Below are 19,449 nucleotides of genomic sequence, written 5' to 3'. Positions count from 1 at the left end.
GATCCAACTTCGGCTAGGTTCTCACCCGAAGCGGCCACTGAAGAGCCGTGACGTGAGATCGTTGGGAGATGCGGCGATGATCCTGACACTGGCGCTGCTTGCGGGTCTTGTCGCGGCCTGTCTGCTGATCGGCGTGGTGGAGAAGTTCCGCCTCGGCCTGCGCTTGAGCCAGGCGCTGCTCTACGTGCCGTTCAAGCTCGCCTACCGGATCAGCGACGAGCGCATCAAGATTGCCCGCAAGTCGGCGGCCCCCGTCATCTACGTCATTTGGCATCAGTCACGCATCGAGCCGGCGCTGATGCTGTCGCTGCTGCCGGAGGACACGCTGCACATCCTCGATCAGGCTTCGGCCGGATCGCCGTGGCTGGAGCCGTGGCGCGAGCTCGGCCGCACCATCGCCTTCAACGCCGAGCATGTCTTCGTCAGCCGCAGATTGGTGCGGGTGCTGAAGGGCAAGGGCCGGCTCGCCGTTTACCTGCCGGATGCAGTCGAGCCCGACGTCAAGTCGTTTCGGTTGTTTCGCGCCATCACCCGTATCGCCATGCAGGCCGACGCCCGCATCGTGCCGGTCTTTGTTGCCGGCGCACGCAGCCTGCCGGCTTCGCTGACGCCGGCAGACAAGGCGCCGCGCCATTGGTTTCCGCAGCTGTCGATCAGCGCGCTGGAGCCGATGACCATCGCCGAGCTGGTGGCGCGGAACCCAGATCAGGCCTCCAACACCAATGCGCTGTTTGACCGCTTCGCCGAGGCCAGGCTTTTCGGCAGCGATCTCGATCGCGGCCTGTTTCTCGCCATGCGCGATGCCGCCGACCGTGTTGGCGCTTCGCACCCAATTATCGAGGACGTCATTGGCGGTGCGCTGAGCTACCGGAAAATGTTCATCGGCGCCAGGGTTTTGGGCCGCCGCTTCGAGGCAATAACAGCGCCGGGCGAAGCGGTTGGGCTGCTCCTGCCCAACGCCAATGGCGTCGTGCTGTCGTTCGTCGGACTTTTGTCGGCTGCGCGGGTGGCAGCGATGATCAACTATACCTCCGGCCCGGCGAGCGTCACCGCCGCCATCCGCACGGCGGTGATCCGGACCGTGGTCTCCTCACGCGCCTTTGTCGAAAAGGCCAACCTCGTCGACATCGTCGAGGCGGTGGAAAAGGGCGGGGCGAAACTGCTGTGGCTGGAGGATGTTCGCGCAAGTGTGACCGTCCTGGACAAGGCCGCAGCCGCGTTGCTGTGGCGCTGGCCGTTGCAGCGCCAGGATGCGGCCAAGCCGGCGGTGATCCTGTTCACCTCCGGCTCGGAAGGCACGCCCAAGGCCGTGGTGCTGTCGCACCGGAACCTTCTTGCCAATGCGATGCAGGCGGAAGCCCGCATCACTATCTCGCCGGCCGACATCCTGCTCAACGTGCTGCCGGTGTTCCACTCGTTCGGGTTGACCGGCGGCACCATCCTGCCGCTGGTCACCGGAGTAAAGCTGTTCCTCTACCCCTCACCGCTCCACTACAAGCTTATTCCGGAGGTGGCGCGCAAGGTCCGGCCGACGGTGATGTTCGGCACCGACACGTTCCTCGCCAACTATGCCCGCACCGCCAAGGACGGCGATTTTTCCAGCCTGCGCTTCGTCGTGGCCGGTGCCGAAGCGGTAAAGCCGGAGACGCGCCGGGTTTATCGCGAACGCTTCCAGGCCGAGATCATCGAAGGTTTTGGCTTGACCGAGGCCGCACCGGTGGTTGCCGTCAACACAGCCATCCACGGCCGCGACGGCACGGTCGGGCGGCTGCTGCCGGCCATGCGCATGAAACTCGAACCGGTCGAAGGCATCAGCGACGCCGGCCGGCTGTGGCTCGACGGGCCGAACCTGATGATGGGCTACATGACTGGCGACCGGCCTGGCGAGCTGCAGCCGCTCGAAGGCTGGCACGACACCGGCGATATCGTTTCGGTCGATCGCGAAGGCTTCATCACCATTCGCGGCCGCGCCAAGCGCTTCGCCAAGATAGCCGGCGAGATGGTATCGCTTGGTGCGGTCGAGATGCTGGTGCAGTCGCTATGGCCGGAAGAGCATCACGCCGTGGTGGCGGTGCCAGACAAGCGGCGCGGCGAGCGCCTCGTTCTCGTCACCACCGCCGACAATGCCGATCCCGACGAATTGCGCGAATTCGGCAAAAAAGCCGGCGCGGCCGAACTGATGGTGCCGAACGACATCGTCAAGGTCGAGGAGATCCCGGTACTGGGCTCCGGCAAGACCGACTATGTCTCGACTAGAAAGCTGGCACTCGAGAGGCTGGGACTGAGCGCAGCCGCCTGAGGTTTGCTGTCGAGAACTCTAGAGGACCACCACCGACAACAGCAGAATGGCGCCGACGGCCATCATCAGCAGGCCCGGCCAGTTCTGCGACAGGCCGAGAAAACGGAGCCCGCGCCGCCGCGGCTCCAAGGTTGGACCTGGTGTTGCGAGATTAGGCGTCGCACTATCCGGCGCGGTGGAGACAGCGGTCGGCTCACTGAGCCGCCCGCGCATGATGACTGCTACCGCCATATAGACAAAGCCGGCGACAGTCAGTAACACGCCAATGAGGATGACAGCCATTTCTCCTCGTTTTCCGATGGTCCTGCCGCCCGATGCGGCAGCTTGCGCGACGCTGACGACGTATCACGAGCAGCCGCTCAAACGAATCTACCGATACAAACGGTCAGGCGCCCAGCAAGTTCCGAAAACGCGGCGATGCCCCCACAGCGCCGCGTCCCCTGCGAGCCGCTCCCTGATCTAAACTGGTGACCCTTTTCGTGCACTGCCAGGCGCAGGAGGAATTGGCACCAAATCTGTCAGCCAATGTCCGAGGACGGCACCTTCTCGCCTTCGCGCTTGGCGCGTCTCGAATAGGCGCGCACGCTGAACGGCAAGAAGAGCAGATAGCCGGCAACCGAGGCCGTCAGCGTGTACCAGGGATAGGTCATCAAAAGCAGGACGTAGAGGACGACTGCGAGGATGATCGGCAGCACCCTGTCGCCTGGTATCCTGACGCTCTTGCCGGAATAGACGGGCAGTCTGCTGACCAGCAGGAACGCCACCAATATTGTAAAGCCGGTGGCAATGAAGGCTGCCAGGCGGCTGGGTTCAAGGCCAAGCCTGAGGAAGAACAGATAGAGCGGCAGCATCACCAGCACCGCACCCGCCGGCGCCGGCACGCCAACGAAATATTCGGTCTGCCACTGCGGACGGTCGAGCTCTTCGTCGAGCACGTTGAAGCGGGCAAGCCTCATCCCACAGGCGATGGTGAACAGCAGCGCCGCGATCCAGCCCGGCGAACCTGCCCTGTCGAGCAGAAAGGCATAGAGCACCAGCGCCGGTGCCACGCCGAAATTGACGATATCGGCCAGCGAATCCATCTGGGCGCCGAATTTGGAAGTCGCCTTCAGCATTCGCGCCAGACGGCCGTCGATACCATCGAGGAAGGCGGCGAGCAGCACCATCACCACCGCCGGCTCGAAGCGGCCCTCGAAGCCGAAGCGGATGCCGGACAGGCCGGCGCAGATGGCGAGCACCGTGACCAGATTGGGCAGCACCATGCGCATCGGGATTTCGCGAATGCGAGGGCCACCGCCGCCATGCGCCTCGAATTTCTTGAACGGCGGCGCCACCGGTCAGGAGACCCGCACGAGCGGCGTTGCGGCAACGCCGCCGAATTCCGCCAGCACCGTCTCACCGCCAACCGCGGTCTGGCCGACGGCGACACGCGGCGTCGCGGTCGAGGGCAGGAATACATCGACGCGCGAGCCAAAGCGGATCAGCCCGAAGCGCTCGCCGGTCCCGATGGCGCCGCCGGGCTCGGCCCAGCAGACGATGCGCCGCGCCACGAGGCCGGCAATCTGCACCGCGGCGACCGTTCCATTGGGGCTTTCGATGACCAGCCCGTTGCGCTCGTTCTCGGTGCTTGCCTTGTCGAGTTCGGCGTTGAGGAATTTTCCTGGCCGATGCTCGATCCTGGAAATGCGGCCACGCACCGGGGAGCGGTTAACGTGGCAGGAAAAGACGTTCATGAACACCGAGATGCGGGTCATTTCACCGCCGCCGAGGCCAAGCTCGCGCGGCGGCACGGCCGGGCCGACCGCCGAGACGATGCCGTCGGCAGGGCTGACAACCAGCCGGTCGTCGATCGGCGTGACACGCTCGGGATCGCGGAAGAAATAGGCGCACCAGGCGGTCAGGATGAGACCGATCCAGAACAGGGTCGAGGAGAAATAGCCCAGAAAGAGCGTCGCCGCGCCGAACGCAGCGATAAAGGGATAACCCTCGCGATGGATCGGAACGAACGCATTCTTGATCGTGTCGACGAGGCTCATGGGATGAGGACAACCTTGGTTCCAAGTCCGGCCTCAATAGCGGAAACACCCCGCGGTCGCAACGCGACAATGGGAGCGCTTGGAGGTGGCGGTCGTCGCCGTCTCAGAACGGCCAAGCGAAATCCACTCAGGCACCCGCTGCCGCCGCTTGGTCGAAATACTCCTCGAGCTCGCGCCGATCGGCCTCCGCCAAGCTCTCTTCGTGGGTGCCGCGTAGCACGCCGCCTTTCAGGGTCGACTGGAGGAGGAATACATGCTCGTCGGCCATAACCACCCAGTTCACAACCGCGCCGCCTTCCCTAGGCACGACCGAGTTCGCAGAGACGACAGCATCGGTCGGATCGAACCCGGCCCTGCGCAGCAAGAGGTCGACAGCGACCGGCGCATGATAGGCTGCGGCCAATTCGAGCACCGTTTCTATTGCCTGCGCTTCAACACGGCCAAGTCTCTTGCCGACGAGGGCGGTGCGTGCGTCGGCAATGACGGTGTCGAGTTCTTCGCCAGAATTATAGATGAACTGGCTATGGCCGCCATTGTTGACCTCAGCCAAATAGTCATCGGCATGACAGGCCTGCATTGCCTTGGGGCTGATTTCGGTGGAACGGTAAAGGCCTTGGGAGACCATGGCTTCGACGAATTCTCTGACGGCTACAATGAGACCGAAAGGATTGTCGGCCGCGTCTTCCACGACTGAGCGCGGCACGATCACCGAAGATGATGGCTTGCCTGGGAATGACTGCTTGGACCGAGCCGGTGAAATGGTCGCTGATCGCTGAAATTTCTTCTTGGCCCAGCGGGAAAATCTTTCGAACACGCCAAACGCCCTTCCTGCTTGCCACAACAGGATTTCTGCGGGCCAACGTGATTCTTGCATTTGACTTTCCCGTCCGCAAGCACCGGCCGGTTATACTTCATTGAAGAAGGATGAGTGGAGGCGCACGGCGCATCGCGCGGTTCCGTGCGGCTACTCAGGTCAAATATAAACGACGCCGTCGCCATCCTCATTGTCGGAACGCAGCACTCTGGCCCGTCCTTGGCAAGACAGCGCCTCTCATCGGCCTTTCAGCCATGACGATTTGCGCAAACCCGGAGGTTCTCGGCCCATGCAGGAATTAGCAGCTAGGCAAGTGCAAGTGGTGATGAACGGCTTGGCCTTCGGCGAGTCGCCGCGCTGGCACGATGGCCGGCTGTGGTTCTGCAACTGGGGCACAGGCCAGATCATCGCCGTTGACGCTCTGGGCAACAGCGAGATCGTGCTCACCGTGCCGGCCACCCTGCCCTACTCCATTGACTGGCTTCCGGACGGGCGCCTGCTTGTCGTCTCCGGCCGCGAAGGGCTGATCCTCAGGCAGGAGGCAGACGGAACATTGGTCACCCATGCCGATCTGAGACAATTATCAAAGGGCCCGTGGAACGAGATCGTCGTCGATGGACGCGGCAACATCTATGTCAATGGCGGTGGGCCTGCTCCGGCTCCCGGCCAGCATTTCGGCCCCGGCACCATCGTGCTGGTTGCACCTGACGGCTCGGTTCAGCAGGTGGCTGAGAACCTCGCCTTCGCCAATGGCATGGCAGTGACGCCTGACAACAAGACGCTGATCGTTGCCGAGTCCCACGCCAACCGGCTGACCGCCTTCGACATCGCTGCCGATGGCCACCTTTCCAACCGCAGGATCTGGGCCAATCTCGGCAACGGTTTTCCCGACGGCATCTGCCTCGATGCCGAAGGTGCGGCCTGGTACGCCGACGTTCCGAACCGGCATTGCGTGCGGGTGCGCGAAGGCGGCGCGATGATCGAAAGCGTCGATGTCGACCGCGGCTGCTTTGCCTGCATGCTCGGCGGCAGCGAGGGAAAAACGCTGTTCATCGTCGCCGCCGAATGGCGCGGCTTCGAACATATGATCAGCGATGCCCGTACCGGCCAAGTGCTCAGCGTCGAGGCTACTGCGCCGGGCGCCGGCTGGCCGTAGAGAGCTTACACCCCGGGAATCCGCTGATAGTTGGCAATATCGGCCTTGACGCCAAGTCGCGCAATGGTCTCCTGAGGATTGAAGCCGATGCGCTCATGCGCAGCCTTGATGATCGGCACGACCTTGTCGACAGCGGCCTGCCCTTCCCATTCGACAATGGTCACGAGGTTGAACTCGCCCGGCCCCGAGAATTGCTCAAGCAGGAAATCCTGGACGAACCCTTGCTGCTGGCGCAGCAATTCATGCGTCATCCGGACCTTGGCAAGAATCTCCTCGCGGGCGTTGGCCGGAACAACAAACTTGTCCACCCGGAATACGCTGCCGCCACTAACTGCCTGATTTATCTCACTCATATCGATTGTCTCCGTTTTCAACGACGCATCTTGCTGCGATCCAAAACGGTCTACGATCTCAACTTAAGTTGAGGTCAAGCACGAATTTTCAGCTCACCTCCGAGGTGCGGCGGCGGACGACGACGCCGAACTCGTCGCTTTCGCGGGCAATGCGCAGCCGCTCCTCGGCCTCGCTTGCCTCGCGCTGGCGGTCCCACATCGATGCATAAAGGCCGCGCTTGGCCATTAAGGCGGCATGGGTGCCGCGCTCGGCGATCTGGCCGTCCTGCAGGACGATGATCTCGTCGGCCGAAATCACTGTAGACAGCCGATGGGCGATGACGAGGGTGGTGCGGCCTTGGCTGACCAGGTCGAGTGCCGCCTGGATCTCCTGCTCGGTGTGGCTGTCCAGCGCCGAGGTCGCCTCGTCGAGCATCAGGATCGGCGGTGCCTTCAAGATGGTGCGGGCAATCGCCACCCGCTGCTTCTCGCCGCCGGACAGTTTCAACCCGCGCTCGCCGACCATTGAGCGATAGCCGTCGGGCAGCCGCTCGATGAACGGTCCGATCTGGGCCAGTTCTGCCGCCTTGCGCACATCCTCCTCGCTGGCGCCGATGCGGCCGTAGCGGATGTTGTAGGCGATGGTGTCGTTAAACAGCACCGTGTCCTGCGGCACCATGCCGATGGCGGCGCGCAAGCTCTCCTGCTTGACGTCGCGAATGTCCTGGCCGTCGATCAGAATCTTGCCGCGCTGAATGTCGTAGAAACGAAACAAAAGCCGCGAAATGGTCGACTTTCCGGCTCCGGAGGGGCCGACGATGGCCACCGTCTTGCCGGCCGGCACCTCGAAGCTGATGCCCTTCAGTATCTTGCGGTTGGGGTCGTAGGAAAAATGCACGTCACGGAACTCGACCTTGCCGGCTTCGACGACCAGTGGCTTGGCGCCCGGCCGATCGACGATCTCGCGCTTGACGTCGAGCAGATCGAACATGTTTTCGATGTCGGTCAGGCCCTGGCGAATTTCGCGGTAGATCATGCCGATGAAATTCAGCGGCACCGAAAGCTGCATGAGCATGGCGTTGACGAAGACGAAATCGCCGACGCTCTGTGTGCCTGCCTTCACCTCGAGCGCCGACAGCACCATGACGACGGTCATGCCGATGCCGAAGATGACGCCTTGGCCGAAGTTCAGCCAGCCAAGCGAGGTCCAGGTCCTGGTCGCCGCCACCTCATAGCGCGCCGTGGAACGGTCGAAGCGCTCGGCCTCCATGGCTTCATTGTTGAAATATTTGACTGTTTCGTAGTTGAGCAGCGAATCGATCGCCTTCGTGCTGGCTTCATTGTCGCTGTCGTTCATCTCGCGGCGGATCGAAATACGCCAATCGCTCGCCCTGACGGTGAACCAGACATAGAGCCAGACCGTGACCGCGATCACCAAGACGTATAGCCAGCCATAGGTGACGGCGAAGATGCCGGCGGTGAGCGCGAATTCGACGATCGTCGGCGCCGTCGCCAGCATGGTGAAGCGGACGATCGTCTCGATGCCCTTGGTGCCGCGCTCGATGACGCGCGACAGTCCGCCGGTGCGCCGTTCGAGGTGGAAGCGCAGCGACAGTTCGTGCATGTGCACGAAGGTGCGGAAGGCGAGCCGGCGCACCGCATGCTGGCCGACCCGTGCAAACAGGGCGTCGCGCAACTGGTTGAAGCCGAGCTGCACCAGCCGCACGGCATTGTAGGCGACGACCAGCATGACCGGCGCCAGCAGGAAGGCCGGCAGCGGCGGCGGCGATTTGCTATCGCCGGCCAGCGCGTCCGTCGCCCATTTGAAGAAATAGGGTCCGGCCACCAGGGTCAGCTTGGCGACAACCAGCAGTACGGTTGCCCACACCACGCGCGCCCTCAGATCGGCGCGGTCGGCCGGCCACATATACGGCCAGAGATTGCGCAACGTTCTGAAGGTCGAGCCGGAATCGGCGGAAACGGTTTTCTCGGCCATTCTTGTTTACCTTTTATATCTTAGCGGCCGGAGCAGCAGGAATCGACCAGCGCGGCTAACGATGCGGAAACATCGGCGAGCGCGGCACGGTCGAGTTCATAGCGCGAGCGCTGGCGGTCAGGCTCGAAGCGGATCAGCCCGGCCTCGACCAGTATCTTCAAATGCTGGGAAACGGTGGACTGCGCCAGGTCGAGATGCTCGACGACCTCGCGGCAGCAGCAGGAACGGCTGGCGGAAAGGTGTTTGAGAATGTCGATCCGCGCTGGATGCGAAAGGGCCGCGAGCTGGACAGCGACGGCGCGGCTAACCGGCGTGCAGTTGGCCGGCGCGTGTTCATCTGCCGCGCGGCGTCGGTCCGTTACGAGGGGGGATTCGGTCATCGTCCATCGGCGATAAACGATGACTGGCCCTGCCGCAAGCTATCCTGATGGGCAGAACGCTACTCGGTCTTGGCTGGCGCCGTCGTCATTTGGTCACCCATTGCCTTGAGATCGGCGGGCTCGCCTTCCTTCGATTTCTCCGGCACCTTGAACACCTGCCCCGGCCAGATGCGGTTCGGATTGCTGATCTGGTCCTGGTTGGCGAGATAGATGGTCGAGTAGCGCATGCCCTGGCCATAGACCCGCCGCGAAATCCGCCACAGCGTGTCATGGCGGCGGATAATGACTGCGCCATCGGCATGTTCGAGCTTTGGAGCCACCGTCTCGGGAGTTTCGCCCGAAGGCGTTGTGGCGGCCATTTCGGCCGGGGCCTCGGTGGCAGGAGTGGGCGCAGTTGCGGGCGTTTCGGCGGCTGTTGCCGGCGTAGCCGGCGCGGCTTTGGTCGCCGGAGCATTCGGCTCGGCTGGTTTTATCTCGGCAGGCTTTGGCTCGGCGGGCGCGACGGCGGCAACCGCCTCGCCCGGCTCGCGCTCGAACGGCACGGCGGCACGAGCCACCACCGTCACCCCGTCGGCGTCGAGCGCGTCGACATGAATGGTGTAGGTGCCGACCGGAATGTCGCGTGTCGCTTCGACCAGGAAGTGGCGGTCGGGCGAGGTCTTCGCGTCGCCGAGCAGGATATCGTTGGCATAGGCGCGCACCTTGCGGCCGGGATCAGCGACGCCGGCAACGAAAATCTTGTTGCCGTCGATTTCGACGGCTTCGACGACGATCTTGGGCTCCGCCACGGGAGCAGCAGGCGCTGCCGGTGTGGCGGGCGCTGCCGGAGCCGGTGGGGCTTCAATGGCGGCCGGGGCGGCTGGCGCCGGCGCGGCGGCGGCCGGCAGTTCGGTGCCGGTGGCAGGCGGCGAGGCATCAGATTTTGCCTCAGGGGCTGGAACAGTGAGCAGTTCGGACGGCTTGCCCGGCTCCTCGACCATTGCCAGCACTTGGCCGGTGGAATTCTGGGGGATCGAAACGACGGCGGTCTGCGCCGAGGCGATCACGACATTGCCAGCCGTCGAGCGCAGCGTGATCGTGTAGTCGCCGGGCTTCAGCGGATCGTCGAGAATAATGGCAAAGGCGCCGTCGGGACCGGCCACCGTCGAGCCGAGCACAGTCGAACCGTTGAGAATCTCGACCTTGGCGTTGGGCGCCGCATTGCCGGCGACGACGATCGAGCCGTTGCTTTCGACACGCACGATATCGAAGGTCGGCACGATTGCACCTGCTGCGGCCGGGGCGGCGGGCGCTGCCGCATCGGTGGACGCGGCAGGCGCAGGCGGCAGCCGGCCCTCGGTCGCCGGAGCGGCCGGTTTCGAAGCCGGCGGCGTCAGCGCCGCGACCTCCGCAGGCGGGGCGGAATTGAGATACGGGTCGAGTGCGCCCGATACATAGGCGGTTCCCGCCGCGGCGACAGAGCCGCCAGCCGCGAACAAAAACGCCTTCAATGGATTAATTGCCATGTTTCCCTGCCCCTTAGCCACCTAATTTCGGTCTAGCCTGTTTTACCAAAGCCGACAAGAAAAAGCCCGCCCCAGGGCTTGACCATGCCAATAGTCCCTATCACCAATCATAACATGAACACGATTCGATCTGTCTGCGTCTATTGCGGCTCGTCCCCGGGCCGAGATGAGACCTATATCAAGGCCGGACACCTGCTTGGCCGCTCGATCGCCAAGTCCGGCCTGCGTCTGATTTATGGCGGCGGCACTAAAGGGATCATGGGTGCCGTCGCTGAAGGGGCATTAAAGGCCGGCGGCAAGGTAACCGGCATAATTCCACGTTTTCTGATCAACCGGGAGGCGACCGAAACCGCACTTAACCGGCTCGACGAACTCGTCATCACCGACAACATGCACGAGCGCAAACACAGGATGTTCGAGAAATCCGACGCCTTTGTGGCGTTGCCCGGCGGCATCGGCACCGTCGAGGAGATCGTCGAAATCATGACTTGGGCGCAGCTCGGCCATCATCGCAAGCCGATCGTCTTCGGCAACATTGGAGGGTTCTGGGATCCGATGCTGGCGTTGCTCGACCACATGGCAACGGAGGGCTTCATCCACACGGCGCAACGGGTCAAGCCGCTGGTGGTCGAGGACCCGGAAGCAATCGTCGCCGCTATCATGGTGGCGGGCTCCTCCGTAGATGCACCGACGGAGGGCGTGCAGTCGGTGATTGATAAGATGTAGAGTGAATGGTGAATGGTGAAGTACAAGACCTTCCGAACCGGCGCCTGTCTATCCCCTACTGACTATTCACTATTCACTGTTCACCCCTGCCCTACCGCCCTCCTTAAGTCGGCAATGACCGCACGCTTGTCCTGACGCCGCCAGGCGAGATGGATCGAGACCGTGCGTTCGAACCACGGCAGATCACGAAACACGATCTGAGGCGGCGCGGCACTCCGCAGGCTGGCCTGCACCGTCGCCAGTCCAAGCCCGGCGCTGACCAAGCCCAATGACGTCAACGGATCGGTCGTCTCATAGGCAATGTCGGGCAGGAAGCCGGCCTTCGCACAGGCGGCGAGAAATTGGCTGCGGTTGGTGTCGTCAGGCTGGCGCACCACCGTGATCCAGGTGCGTCCGTCCAGTTGCTGCGGCAGCATCTCCGCGATATCGGCCAATGGATCGCTTTCCGGCATCGCCAGAACCAGCGGCTCGCGCATGATGAGCATGGCGGCGATGTCGGGATCATCGGCAGAAGGAGGCGTGTAGACGAGGCCCAGATCGAGCGATCGTTCGCGCAGCGCTTCGATCTGCGCGGCGGAACGCTGGCCCTTCAGTTGAAGATGAAATTCGGGCCGGTCGCGGCGAAACTGGCGCAGCATCCGAGCGACAAGCCCGGCATGGACCGCGCCTTCGACATAGCCGATGGCGAGACGGCCGACCGTACCGCTGGCGAGATTGCGGCCGAGCTCCTCCAGCCGTCTTGCATGGGCCAGCAGCGCACGCGCCTCGGCAAGAAAGGCGCGGCCTTCGGGATTGAGATGAACACGCTGCCTCGCCCTCTCGAACAATGCGACGCCCAGTTGCTCCTCCAGCTGCATGATCTGACGGCTGAGCGGCGACTGCGAGATGCGGAGCAATTCGGCGGCACGCCCGACATTGCCGGTTTCGGCCACCGTGATGAAATAGCGGAGCTGGCGCAGGTCGAACATTGTTGCTCCGATGCTAAAGTCCCGTAAGGTCTCAACTTTAGCCTAATCAGTCTTGGACTGTCTGGCCAGTCGAAGCGAATATTTTCGCCATTCCAACGGCCAACATCAGGAGATTCCGATGCAGTTCTTTGCCCTTCTTGCGCGCAACACCGAAAAGTTCACCGACGCCGATTTCGCGCCACTGCTGCCTGGCGAGGCCGAGCAGCGCCGCACGCTCTATGCCGAAGGCGCCGTGCGTCAGGTGTGGAATCGAGGCGACATTCCCGGCAGCGGCATGATGTTCGAGGCCGGCAGCGATGCCGACGTGCGCAACCATCTCGCAACCTTGCCGCTGGTCAAGGCCGGCATGATGGACATTGCCGCCGTCGTGCCGCTGCAGCCCTATCCCGGCTTCGGGCCGAAGCGCTGAGCGATCGTGAAAGAGGCGGCTGCCGGCATTAAGACTGGCCAGCCGCCTTTTCTTCGTTAGGTGGCTCGAGCGGATGCGGCAACGATCTTGCGCGCCGAAGAAAACATCGACCAGGAGTACATCGCCAGCGCCGCCCAGATCAGTCCGAAGGCTATGGCCTGAACGGTGCCGAAGGGTTCGCCGAAAATCAGCACCGCGATCAAAAAGACGATCGTCGGCGCGATATATTGCATGATGCCGATGGTGGAGAGGCGCAGCAGCCGGGCGCCGAACGCAAACAACAGCAGCGGCACGGCGGTGACCGGACCGCAGCCGATCAGCAAGGCGGTGTCGTTCAGCGAGCTGGAGACGAAATGATCCTGTCCTGTGGCGATCAGGAAGATGATGTAACCGAGTGCCGGCACCGACAGCAGCAGCACTTCAAGCAGGAAGCCCTGGCTCGGGCCGATTGGCAGCGTCTTGCGGAAGAAGCCATAGGCGGCAAAGGAAAAGGCCAGCACCAGCGACACCCAGGGCAGCTTGCCGGCGTCGATGGTCAGCACCGCGACCGCGATTGCCGCCAGCACCACCGCCGCGATCTGCAGGCGGTCGAGCCGCTCCCCGAGCAGCAGCGCGCCGACAACGACGCTGACCAGCGGGTTGATGTAGTAGCCGAGCGCCGTCTCGATGGTGCGGTTGACCGCGATCGCCCAGACATAGATGCCCCAGTTGACCGAGATCAGCGCCGCCGTCAGCACCGCCATCGAAATGATGCGCGGCGAACGAACTGCCGCTTTGAAATCGGCAGTGCGGCCGGCCCAGACCAGGACAGCGGCCGCGATTGGCACCGACCAGACGATGCGGTGGGCGATGACTTCGGCCAGCGGCAGATGCGCGACAGCCTTCATGTAGAAGGGCAGCAGCCCCCAAAGCAGGTAGGCCCCGAGCGCCAGCAGGAAGCCGCGACGAGCTTTGGTATCGGCCTCGATTTGAAGTGCTTGGGTAGCCATGGCCCAAGGCTATGCGCCAGCGGCTTGCCCAAAACCATCGCAAATTGCTGATGGATCAATGGAGTCTCGCTGATGGTTCAACGCTACTCCGCCGCCGCCAATCCCGCCATGTCGCGGTTCTTCATCAGCTTGTAGACGATCGAATCCATCAGCGCCTGGAACGAAGCATCGATGATGTTTTCGGAGACGCCGACCGTCCACCAGCGCGCGCCGGTGCCGTCATGCGATTCGATCAGCACGCGGGTGATCGCCTCGGTGCCACCATTGAGGATACGCACCTTGAAGTCGGCCAGCTCGAGATCGGCGATCTCGCTCTGGAATTTGCCGAGATCCTTGCGCAGCGCAATGTCGAGCGCGTTGACCGGGCCATGGCCTTCGGCGACCGACATCTTCTCCTCGCCCTCGACCAGCACTTTCACGATCGCCTCCGAGACCGTCTTCAGCTGGCCGTTGGCATCGAAGCGGCGCTCGACCATGCAGCGGAACGAGGTGACGCGGAAGAATTCCGGCAGGCCGTGCAGCATCTTGCGCGCCAGAAGCTCGAAGCTGGCGTCGGCACCTTCGTAGGCGTAGCCCTCGGCCTCGCGCTCCTTGACCACAGCGATCAGCGCGTCGAGGCGATGGTCATCCCGGGGCATGTCGATGCCTCGCCGCTTCAGCTCGGCGAGGAAATTGGCCTTCCCACCTTGGTCCGAAACCATGACGCGGCGGCGGTTGCCGACAGTCTCTGGCGGCACATGCTCGTAGGTCGCCGGCTCCTTGGCGAGCGCCGAGGCATGGATGCCGGCCTTGGTGGCGAAAGCGGAGGCCCCGACATAGGGCGCCTGCGCTTCGGGCGCGCGGTTCAGCAACTCGTCGAAGGCGCGGGACAGGCGCGATATACCGGTCAACGCCTCTGCCGAAATGCTTGTAGCAAAGCGGCCCGAAAAGGCCGGCTTCAACGCCAATGTCGGCACGATCGAGATCAGGTTGGCGTTGCCGCAGCGCTCGCCGATGCCGTTCAGCGTGCCCTGGATCTGGCGCACGCCGGCCTCGACGGCGGCAAGCGAATTTGCCACCGCCTGACCGGTGTCGTCATGGGCGTGGATGCCGAGATGGTCGCCCGGTATGCCGGCCGCGATCACCTTTTCGACGATGGCGCGCACCTCGGAGGGCTGCGTGCCGCCATTGGTGTCGCACAGCACCACCCAGCGCGCGCCGGCTTCATAAGCCGTCCTGGCGCAGGCCAGCGCATAATCTGAATTGGCCTTGAAGCCGTCGAAGAAATGCTCGCAGTCGACCATCGCCTCCTTGCCGGCAGTGAGCGCCGCCTCGACCGAGGCCTTGATCGCCTCGAGGTTCTCCTCATTGGTGCAGCCGAGCGCGATGCGGACATGGTAGTCCCAACTCTTGGCGACGAAGCAGATGGCGTCCGACTTCGACTGGACCAGCGCGGCAAGGCCGGGATCGTTCGAGATCGACACTCCTGCCCGTTTGGTCATGCCAAAGGCGACGAACTTGGCATCGGCCGTGCGACGCTCGGCAAAGAAGGCGGTGTCGGTTGGATTGGCGCCGGGGTAGCCGCCCTCAACGTAGTCAATGCCGAACTCGTCGAGCAGCTTGGCGATGGCGATCTTGTCCTCCACGGAAAAGTCGATACCCGGCGTCTGCTGACCATCGCGCAGCGTGGTGTCGAACAGATAAAGGCGCTCGCGAGCCATGGTCATTTCCCGGCAAACATGTCCGTCGCGCGGATCAGCCTGTCGAGGATGCCCGGCTCCGAATAGGCGTGGCCGGCGCCTTCGATCAGATGGAAATCCGCTTTCGGCCACGCCTTGTGCAGCGCCCAGGCATAGCGCGCCGGGCACGGCATGTCGTAGCGGCCGTGAACAATGGTACCCGGGATATCCTTAAGCTTCCATGCATCGCGCAGCAGCTGTCCCTCTTCCAGCCAGCCGGCATGGACGAAGTAGTGGTTCTCGATGCGGGCGAAAGCCAGGGCATAATCATCCTGGCCGAAGGGACCGCTGGTTTCCGGTTCCGGCAGCAGCGTGATCGTCTCGCCCTCCCACAGGCTCCAGGCGCGGGCGGCCTCGACCTGCGCCACAGGATCGCTGCCGACCAGCCGTTTGCGGTAGGCGGCCATCATGTCGCCGCGCTCAGCCTCCGGGATCGGCGCCACAAACCGCTCCCACTTGTCGGGGAACATCTCTGACACGCCGAACTGGTAGTACCATTCGAGTTCGGCGCGGGTCAGCGTGTAGATGCCGCGCACGACCAGTTCGCTGACCCGCTCGGGGTGGGTCTCGGCATAGGCCAGCGCCAGCGTCGAACCCCACGAGCCGCCGAACACCAGCCATTTGTCGAAGCCGCACATTTTTCGCAGGCGCTCGATGTCGGCGACCAGGTGCCAGGTGGTGTTGGCTTCAAGCGAGGCATTGGGCGTCGATTTTCCGCAGCCGCGCTGGTCGAACAGGATGACATCGTACAGCTTCGGATCGAACAGCCGCCGGTGCTTTGGCGAAATGGTGCCGCCCGGCCCGCCATGCAGGAACACAGCCGGCTTGGCACCGCGGGTGCCTGAGCGCTCCCAATAGACCTGATGGCCATCGCCAACGTCGAGCATGCCGGACTCGAAAGCCTCGATCTCGGCATAGAGGGTACGGAATTCGCTGCTCATAATTTCAGGCCCTGCTGCGGCCAGTTGGCCGTCTCGTGATCGGGATGCTGGAAGGAGATGATGGATTCCTGTCGCGCGTAGAAATCCGGGTCGTCATGGACCGGCGCGTCGAAGATCGTCTCGACCCAGGGCAGCCTGGCGGCGTAGTTGACCTGGATCTGCGGCGCCAGATCGGAACGGTCGTCGAAGGCGCCGATGGCGATCTCCAGCGCGCCGGGCTGGCGGTAGGTCAGCGGTGTGCCGCAGCGGGCGCAGAAGCCGCGATCGATGTTGACCGACGACTGAAAGTAACTCGGCTCCTCGCGCAGCCATTCGACGCCGTCGCTCGGCACCGTCACCAGCGCGCCGAAAAACGAGCCGAACTGTTTCTGGCACATGCGGCAATGGCAAATCGAGGGGCGGCCGAGCGCGCCGTGGATGCGGAAGCGCACGGCGCCGCACTGGCAGCCGCCGGTACGAACGGTTTCGGTCATGATCTTTCCTCCGTCGGCCATTGTTCGGTGTCGTGGTCGGGATGCTGGTAAGAGACGAGGTCGGCGAGATAGGAGGCAGACGAGACGTCGGCCATCGTTTCCTCACCGGGCAATTCGTGAACATGATCCACATAGGGGAGCTTGGCTTCGACACCCCATTGGATCGTCGGCGCGATCTCCTCGGGGTGGTCGAATGCGGCGATGGCGAGCGCCACGCCGTCGGGCGCTTCGAAGGTCAGCGGCGTGCCGCATTCGGCGCAGAAACCGCGCAAAGCCGCGTTGGACGAGCGGAAGCGTTTGGGCTCACCGCGCGTCCAGTCAAGCTTTGCGCCGCGCACCGAGACCAGCGGCAGGTAGAAATTGCCGCTCGCCTTCTGGCACATGCGGCAATGGCAGACGGAAGCATCGCCGAGCGTGCCTTCGACGCGGAAGCGCACCGCGCCGCACTGGCAGCCGCCTGTATACACCGGTCTGTTGTCGAGGCTCATCGCGCACTACTCCGGAGCATGGCAGACCGCCTCGACATTGTTGCCGTCGGGATCGAGGACGAAGGCAGCGTAATAGTTCGGATGGTAGTGCGGGCGCAGGCCAGGCCCGCCATTGTCCTTGCCGCCGGCGGCGATCGCCGCGGCGTGAAAGGCATCGACCTCGGCGCGGCTGCGCGCGGTGAAAGCGACATGCTGATGATCCTTCGGCTTGTCCTTGCCGGCGTGCAGCCAAAACACCGGCCGGTCGCGGCCGTAGCCGCCGACCTTGGCGCCGCCGGTATATTCCTGCGGCACCATGTAGAGCAGCGAGGCGCCGAGCGGCGCCATCGCCCTGTCGTAAAAAGCCTTCGACGCGTCGAAATCTGAAACGGTGATGCCGAGATGATCGATCATCTTTTTACCTCCCAGGTGGTGATGCGTTCGCCGGTGACGGGGTCCTTGCCGTCCTTCAACTGGATGCCTTGCGCCAGCAACTCGTCGCGGATGCGGTCGGCGTCGGCCCAGTTCTTGGCGGCGATCAACGCGAGGCGTTTGGCGATCGCCTTGGCAATGGCGTCTTCATCCACCTTGGCTGTTGCGACATCGAAGCCGAGGAACAACAGCGATGTCTTCAGTGAAGCGGCAGCATCGTTGTCTTCGGCGGCGGCGTTGCCGCTACCAACGGCGAAATCAACAGCATCGCCAGCCAACTGCGTCAGCAACTGGAATGCGGCATAGGTGGCCAGGTCGTCCGACAGCGCTTCGATCACATCCGCCGGCACCGGCTTTGCCGTCGGCGGCGCCAGATCGGCCGCCCGCTTCCATTTACGCAGCGTATTCTCCGCCTCTTCCAGCTTGCGCACCGAAAAGTCGATCGGCTCGCGATAGTGCGTCATCAGCATCGCCAGCCTGAGCACCTCGCCCGGCCATTTGCGGCCGCCAAAGGTCTCCGTCTCCAGCAATTCGGTGATCGAATAGAAATTGCCCAGGCTCTTGGACATCTTCTGACCTTCGACCTGCAGGAAACCGTTGTGCATCCACACCTTGGCCATCGTTTCGGTGCCGTGGGCGCAACGCGACTGCGCGATCTCGTTCTCGTGGTGCGGAAAGATCAGGTCGAGACCACCGCCATGGATGTCGAACACCTCGCCGAGATAGGCGGCCGACATCGCCGAGCACTCGATGTGCCAGCCCGGCCGACCCCTGCCCCACGGGCTGTCCCAGCCCGGCTCCTCGGGCGAAGACAATTTCCAGAGCACGAAATCCTGGGGGTTTTTCTTGTGCGCATCGACGGCGACGCGGGCGCCGGCCTGCTGCTCGTCGAGATTGCGCTTCGACAACTGCCCGTAGTCCGGCATGGAAGCGGTGTCGAACAGGACTTCTCCAGCCGCGACATAGGCATGGCCGCGTTCGATCAAGCATTGAATCAAGAAGATCATGTCGACCTTGCCGTCGGGCCTAGGCTCGACGAACTCGGTGGCGCGCGGCTCGACCGTCGGCTCCAGGCAACCGAGCGCCGCCACGTCCTTGTGGAACTGACCGGCGGTCTTTTCGGTGACCCGCCTGATCGCTTCGTTCAGCGACAGCTTGCCCGATGCAATCTCGTCGCCGAAATCACGCAGTGCGCGGGCGTTAATCTTGTCGTCGACGTCCGTGATGTTGCGGACGTAAGTGACGTGCGCTTGCCCGTAGAGATGGCGCAGCAAACGGAACAGCGCGTCGAAGACGATCACCGGCCGCGCATTGCCGATATGGGCGAAGTCGTAGACCGTCGGGCCGCAGACGTACATGCGCACGTTGCGCGGATCGATCGGGAAGAAATCCTCCTTGCTCCGCGTTAGCGTATTGTAGAGGCGCAGGCTCTTCGATGCGTCAGACATACGTGCGTTCCCGGTGCGTTACTTTGGCATGATCTTTTGGGATCGTGCTCTGGATGGAGTCGGTTACGCCGAGGCGCAAATCGGGGTCCAGCCTGCTGGCCGGGGCGTTTGTCCAATCTGGGAGGAAGGCGAAAACGTCCAGGACCAGCGCGAGGCTAGCCGATAATGCAAATGCCACAAATGGCGAAAGACGTTCTCATGGCGGGCTTTATCGCCTTGCCCGGTGTTGCCGTCAAGTCGCTACCTTCGCCAAAAATATCGTTGCCTCACAGGAATTGAGCTATTGAAACATTTTATTAAACAGGTCGGCACTGTCATGAAACATTCGCCGGCTAGATCAGCAAGCGTCACGATTTGGTC

At 63.2% G+C, this 19,449-nt stretch carries 20 protein-coding genes; 4 read left to right on the top strand and 16 right to left on the bottom strand.

All coding sequences use genetic code 11. From position 1 onward, the window contains the following. Window positions 1-76: 76 nt before the first annotated feature. Window positions 77-2,299, top strand: coding sequence for an AMP-binding protein (locus tag NKH70_RS05850; RefSeq protein ID WP_352911523.1), 2,223 nt, complete (start codon window positions 77-79; stop codon window positions 2,297-2,299). Window positions 2,300-2,317: 18 nt separating this feature from the next. On the opposite strand, the gene NKH70_RS05845 is transcribed toward NKH70_RS05850, so the two are convergent. From NKH70_RS05845 to NKH70_RS05830, 4 genes are all read right to left on the bottom strand, one after another. After that, window positions 2,318-2,581, bottom strand: coding sequence for a hypothetical protein (locus NKH70_RS05845; RefSeq protein ID WP_352911525.1), 264 nt, complete (start codon window positions 2,579-2,581; stop codon window positions 2,318-2,320). Between the two features lie 236 nt (window positions 2,582-2,817). Then, the gene (locus NKH70_RS05840; protein WP_023719846.1) at window positions 2,818-3,633 is read right to left on the bottom strand and encodes a CDP-alcohol phosphatidyltransferase family protein; all 816 of its coding nucleotides are present in this window, start codon (window positions 3,631-3,633) and stop codon (window positions 2,818-2,820) included. A gap of 3 nt (window positions 3,634-3,636) precedes the next feature. Further along, the gene (locus NKH70_RS05835) at window positions 3,637-4,335 is read right to left on the bottom strand and encodes a phosphatidylserine decarboxylase (RefSeq protein ID WP_352615861.1); all 699 of its coding nucleotides are present in this window, start codon (window positions 4,333-4,335) and stop codon (window positions 3,637-3,639) included. Window positions 4,336-4,462: 127 nt separating this feature from the next. Beyond that, on the bottom strand, window positions 4,463-5,038 hold the full coding sequence (locus NKH70_RS05830) for a DMP19 family protein (RefSeq protein ID WP_352911527.1): 576 nt from the start codon (window positions 5,036-5,038) through the stop codon (window positions 4,463-4,465). A 400-nt stretch (window positions 5,039-5,438) separates the two neighbouring features. Between NKH70_RS05830 and NKH70_RS05825 the strand changes: the two genes are divergently transcribed. Next, window positions 5,439-6,305, top strand: a complete 867-nt coding sequence (locus NKH70_RS05825; protein WP_352911529.1) for an SMP-30/gluconolactonase/LRE family protein — start codon at window positions 5,439-5,441, stop codon at window positions 6,303-6,305. A gap of 5 nt (window positions 6,306-6,310) precedes the next feature. Here the strand turns inward: NKH70_RS05825 and NKH70_RS05820 are convergent, their stop codons facing one another. The 4 genes from NKH70_RS05820 to NKH70_RS05805 form a co-directional block, all read right to left on the bottom strand. Then, window positions 6,311-6,658: an antibiotic biosynthesis monooxygenase gene (locus NKH70_RS05820; RefSeq protein WP_352717518.1), complete on the bottom strand. Its 348-nt coding sequence runs from the start codon at window positions 6,656-6,658 to the stop codon at window positions 6,311-6,313. An 88-nt stretch (window positions 6,659-6,746) separates the two neighbouring features. Further along, entirely contained in the window at window positions 6,747-8,633 is a 1,887-nt protein-coding gene (locus NKH70_RS05815; RefSeq protein ID WP_292662189.1) for an ABCB family ABC transporter ATP-binding protein/permease, read from the bottom strand. 20 nt (window positions 8,634-8,653) lie between these two features. After that, a complete protein-coding gene (locus tag NKH70_RS05810; protein ID WP_353024950.1) occupies window positions 8,654-9,013 on the bottom strand; it encodes an ArsR/SmtB family transcription factor in 360 nt (119 codons plus the stop codon). Window positions 9,014-9,072: 59 nt separating this feature from the next. Then, window positions 9,073-10,518: a LysM peptidoglycan-binding domain-containing protein gene (locus NKH70_RS05805; RefSeq protein ID WP_352911535.1), complete on the bottom strand. Its 1,446-nt coding sequence runs from the start codon at window positions 10,516-10,518 to the stop codon at window positions 9,073-9,075. A 114-nt stretch (window positions 10,519-10,632) separates the two neighbouring features. Here NKH70_RS05805 and NKH70_RS05800 point away from each other — a divergent pair, with 114 nt between their 5' ends. Continuing rightward, a complete protein-coding gene (locus NKH70_RS05800) occupies window positions 10,633-11,244 on the top strand; it encodes an LOG family protein (RefSeq protein ID WP_352911537.1) in 612 nt (203 codons plus the stop codon). A gap of 80 nt (window positions 11,245-11,324) precedes the next feature. On the opposite strand, the gene NKH70_RS05795 is transcribed toward NKH70_RS05800, so the two are convergent. Further along, window positions 11,325-12,212 (bottom strand): LysR family transcriptional regulator, encoded by an 888-nt coding sequence (locus NKH70_RS05795; RefSeq protein WP_352911540.1) that lies wholly within the window; start codon window positions 12,210-12,212, stop codon window positions 11,325-11,327. A 118-nt stretch (window positions 12,213-12,330) separates the two neighbouring features. On the opposite strand from NKH70_RS05795, the gene NKH70_RS05790 reads away from it, so the two are divergent. Next, window positions 12,331-12,621 carry a muconolactone Delta-isomerase family protein gene (locus NKH70_RS05790; RefSeq protein ID WP_352490924.1) on the top strand — a complete coding sequence of 97 codons (291 nt, stop codon included), beginning with the start codon at window positions 12,331-12,333 and terminating at the stop codon, window positions 12,619-12,621. Window positions 12,622-12,677: 56 nt separating this feature from the next. Here the strand turns inward: NKH70_RS05790 and rarD are convergent, their stop codons facing one another. The 7 genes from rarD to cysS all read right to left on the bottom strand — a co-directional run bounded on the left by rarD (window position 12,678) and on the right by cysS (window position 19,089). Beyond that, a complete protein-coding gene (rarD, locus tag NKH70_RS05785) occupies window positions 12,678-13,610 on the bottom strand; it encodes an EamA family transporter RarD (RefSeq protein ID WP_352911543.1) in 933 nt (310 codons plus the stop codon). Window positions 13,611-13,693: 83 nt separating this feature from the next. Further along, window positions 13,694-15,316 carry a citramalate synthase gene (cimA, locus tag NKH70_RS05780; protein WP_352911546.1) on the bottom strand — a complete coding sequence of 541 codons (1,623 nt, stop codon included), beginning with the start codon at window positions 15,314-15,316 and terminating at the stop codon, window positions 13,694-13,696. Next, complete coding sequence (gene pip / locus NKH70_RS05775; RefSeq protein WP_352911548.1) at window positions 15,313-16,269, bottom strand: prolyl aminopeptidase; 957 nt, start codon at window positions 16,267-16,269, stop codon at window positions 15,313-15,315. The genes cimA and pip overlap by 4 nt, the downstream gene beginning before the upstream one ends. Then, window positions 16,266-16,742, bottom strand: a complete 477-nt coding sequence (locus NKH70_RS05770; RefSeq protein WP_352911549.1) for a GFA family protein — start codon at window positions 16,740-16,742, stop codon at window positions 16,266-16,268. Before NKH70_RS05770 ends, pip begins: the two co-directional genes overlap by 4 nt. Then, window positions 16,739-17,230, bottom strand: a complete 492-nt coding sequence (locus NKH70_RS05765; protein ID WP_352911552.1) for a GFA family protein — start codon at window positions 17,228-17,230, stop codon at window positions 16,739-16,741. Before NKH70_RS05765 ends, NKH70_RS05770 begins: the two co-directional genes overlap by 4 nt. A 6-nt stretch (window positions 17,231-17,236) precedes the next feature. Then, complete coding sequence (locus tag NKH70_RS05760) at window positions 17,237-17,623, bottom strand: VOC family protein (RefSeq protein ID WP_352911555.1); 387 nt, start codon at window positions 17,621-17,623, stop codon at window positions 17,237-17,239. Continuing rightward, on the bottom strand, window positions 17,620-19,089 hold the full coding sequence (gene cysS, locus NKH70_RS05755; RefSeq protein ID WP_353024948.1) for a cysteine--tRNA ligase: 1,470 nt from the start codon (window positions 19,087-19,089) through the stop codon (window positions 17,620-17,622). Before cysS ends, NKH70_RS05760 begins: the two co-directional genes overlap by 4 nt. Between the last annotated feature and the right edge of the window lie 360 nt (window positions 19,090-19,449).

The sequence above is a fragment of the Mesorhizobium sp. M0991 genome (assembly GCF_040318915.1).
Classification (GTDB): domain Bacteria; phylum Pseudomonadota; class Alphaproteobacteria; order Rhizobiales; family Rhizobiaceae; genus Mesorhizobium.
This window is presented reverse-complemented; position numbering and strand designations above follow the sequence as displayed.

What these genes read in the sequence shown, in the direction of transcription:
- NKH70_RS05850 (WP_352911523.1), top strand. Translation starts at nt 77, where the DNA reads ATGATCCTGACACTGGCGCTGCTTGCGGGTCTTGTCGCGGCCTGTCTG.
- NKH70_RS05845 (WP_352911525.1), bottom strand. Translation starts at nt 2,581, where the DNA reads ATGGCTGTCATCCTCATTGGCGTGTTACTGACTGTCGCCGGCTTTGTC.
- NKH70_RS05835 (WP_352615861.1), bottom strand. Translation starts at nt 4,335, where the DNA reads ATGAGCCTCGTCGACACGATCAAGAATGCGTTCGTTCCGATCCATCGC.
- NKH70_RS05825 (WP_352911529.1), top strand. Translation starts at nt 5,439, where the DNA reads ATGCAGGAATTAGCAGCTAGGCAAGTGCAAGTGGTGATGAACGGCTTG.
- NKH70_RS05820 (WP_352717518.1), bottom strand. Translation starts at nt 6,658, where the DNA reads ATGAGTGAGATAAATCAGGCAGTTAGTGGCGGCAGCGTATTCCGGGTG.
- NKH70_RS05815 (WP_292662189.1), bottom strand. Translation starts at nt 8,633, where the DNA reads ATGGCCGAGAAAACCGTTTCCGCCGATTCCGGCTCGACCTTCAGAACG.
- NKH70_RS05810 (WP_353024950.1), bottom strand. Translation starts at nt 9,013, where the DNA reads ATGACCGAATCCCCCCTCGTAACGGACCGACGCCGCGCGGCAGATGAA.
- NKH70_RS05805 (WP_352911535.1), bottom strand. Translation starts at nt 10,518, where the DNA reads ATGGCAATTAATCCATTGAAGGCGTTTTTGTTCGCGGCTGGCGGCTCT.
- NKH70_RS05800 (WP_352911537.1), top strand. Translation starts at nt 10,633, where the DNA reads ATGAACACGATTCGATCTGTCTGCGTCTATTGCGGCTCGTCCCCGGGC.
- NKH70_RS05795 (WP_352911540.1), bottom strand. Translation starts at nt 12,212, where the DNA reads ATGTTCGACCTGCGCCAGCTCCGCTATTTCATCACGGTGGCCGAAACC.
- NKH70_RS05790 (WP_352490924.1), top strand. Translation starts at nt 12,331, where the DNA reads ATGCAGTTCTTTGCCCTTCTTGCGCGCAACACCGAAAAGTTCACCGAC.
- rarD (WP_352911543.1), bottom strand. Translation starts at nt 13,610, where the DNA reads ATGGCTACCCAAGCACTTCAAATCGAGGCCGATACCAAAGCTCGTCGC.
- cimA (WP_352911546.1), bottom strand. Translation starts at nt 15,316, where the DNA reads ATGACCATGGCTCGCGAGCGCCTTTATCTGTTCGACACCACGCTGCGC.
- pip (WP_352911548.1), bottom strand. Translation starts at nt 16,269, where the DNA reads ATGAGCAGCGAATTCCGTACCCTCTATGCCGAGATCGAGGCTTTCGAG.
- NKH70_RS05770 (WP_352911549.1), bottom strand. Translation starts at nt 16,742, where the DNA reads ATGACCGAAACCGTTCGTACCGGCGGCTGCCAGTGCGGCGCCGTGCGC.
- NKH70_RS05765 (WP_352911552.1), bottom strand. Translation starts at nt 17,230, where the DNA reads ATGAGCCTCGACAACAGACCGGTGTATACAGGCGGCTGCCAGTGCGGC.
- NKH70_RS05760 (WP_352911555.1), bottom strand. Translation starts at nt 17,623, where the DNA reads ATGATCGATCATCTCGGCATCACCGTTTCAGATTTCGACGCGTCGAAG.
- cysS (WP_353024948.1), bottom strand. Translation starts at nt 19,089, where the DNA reads ATGTCTGACGCATCGAAGAGCCTGCGCCTCTACAATACGCTAACGCGG.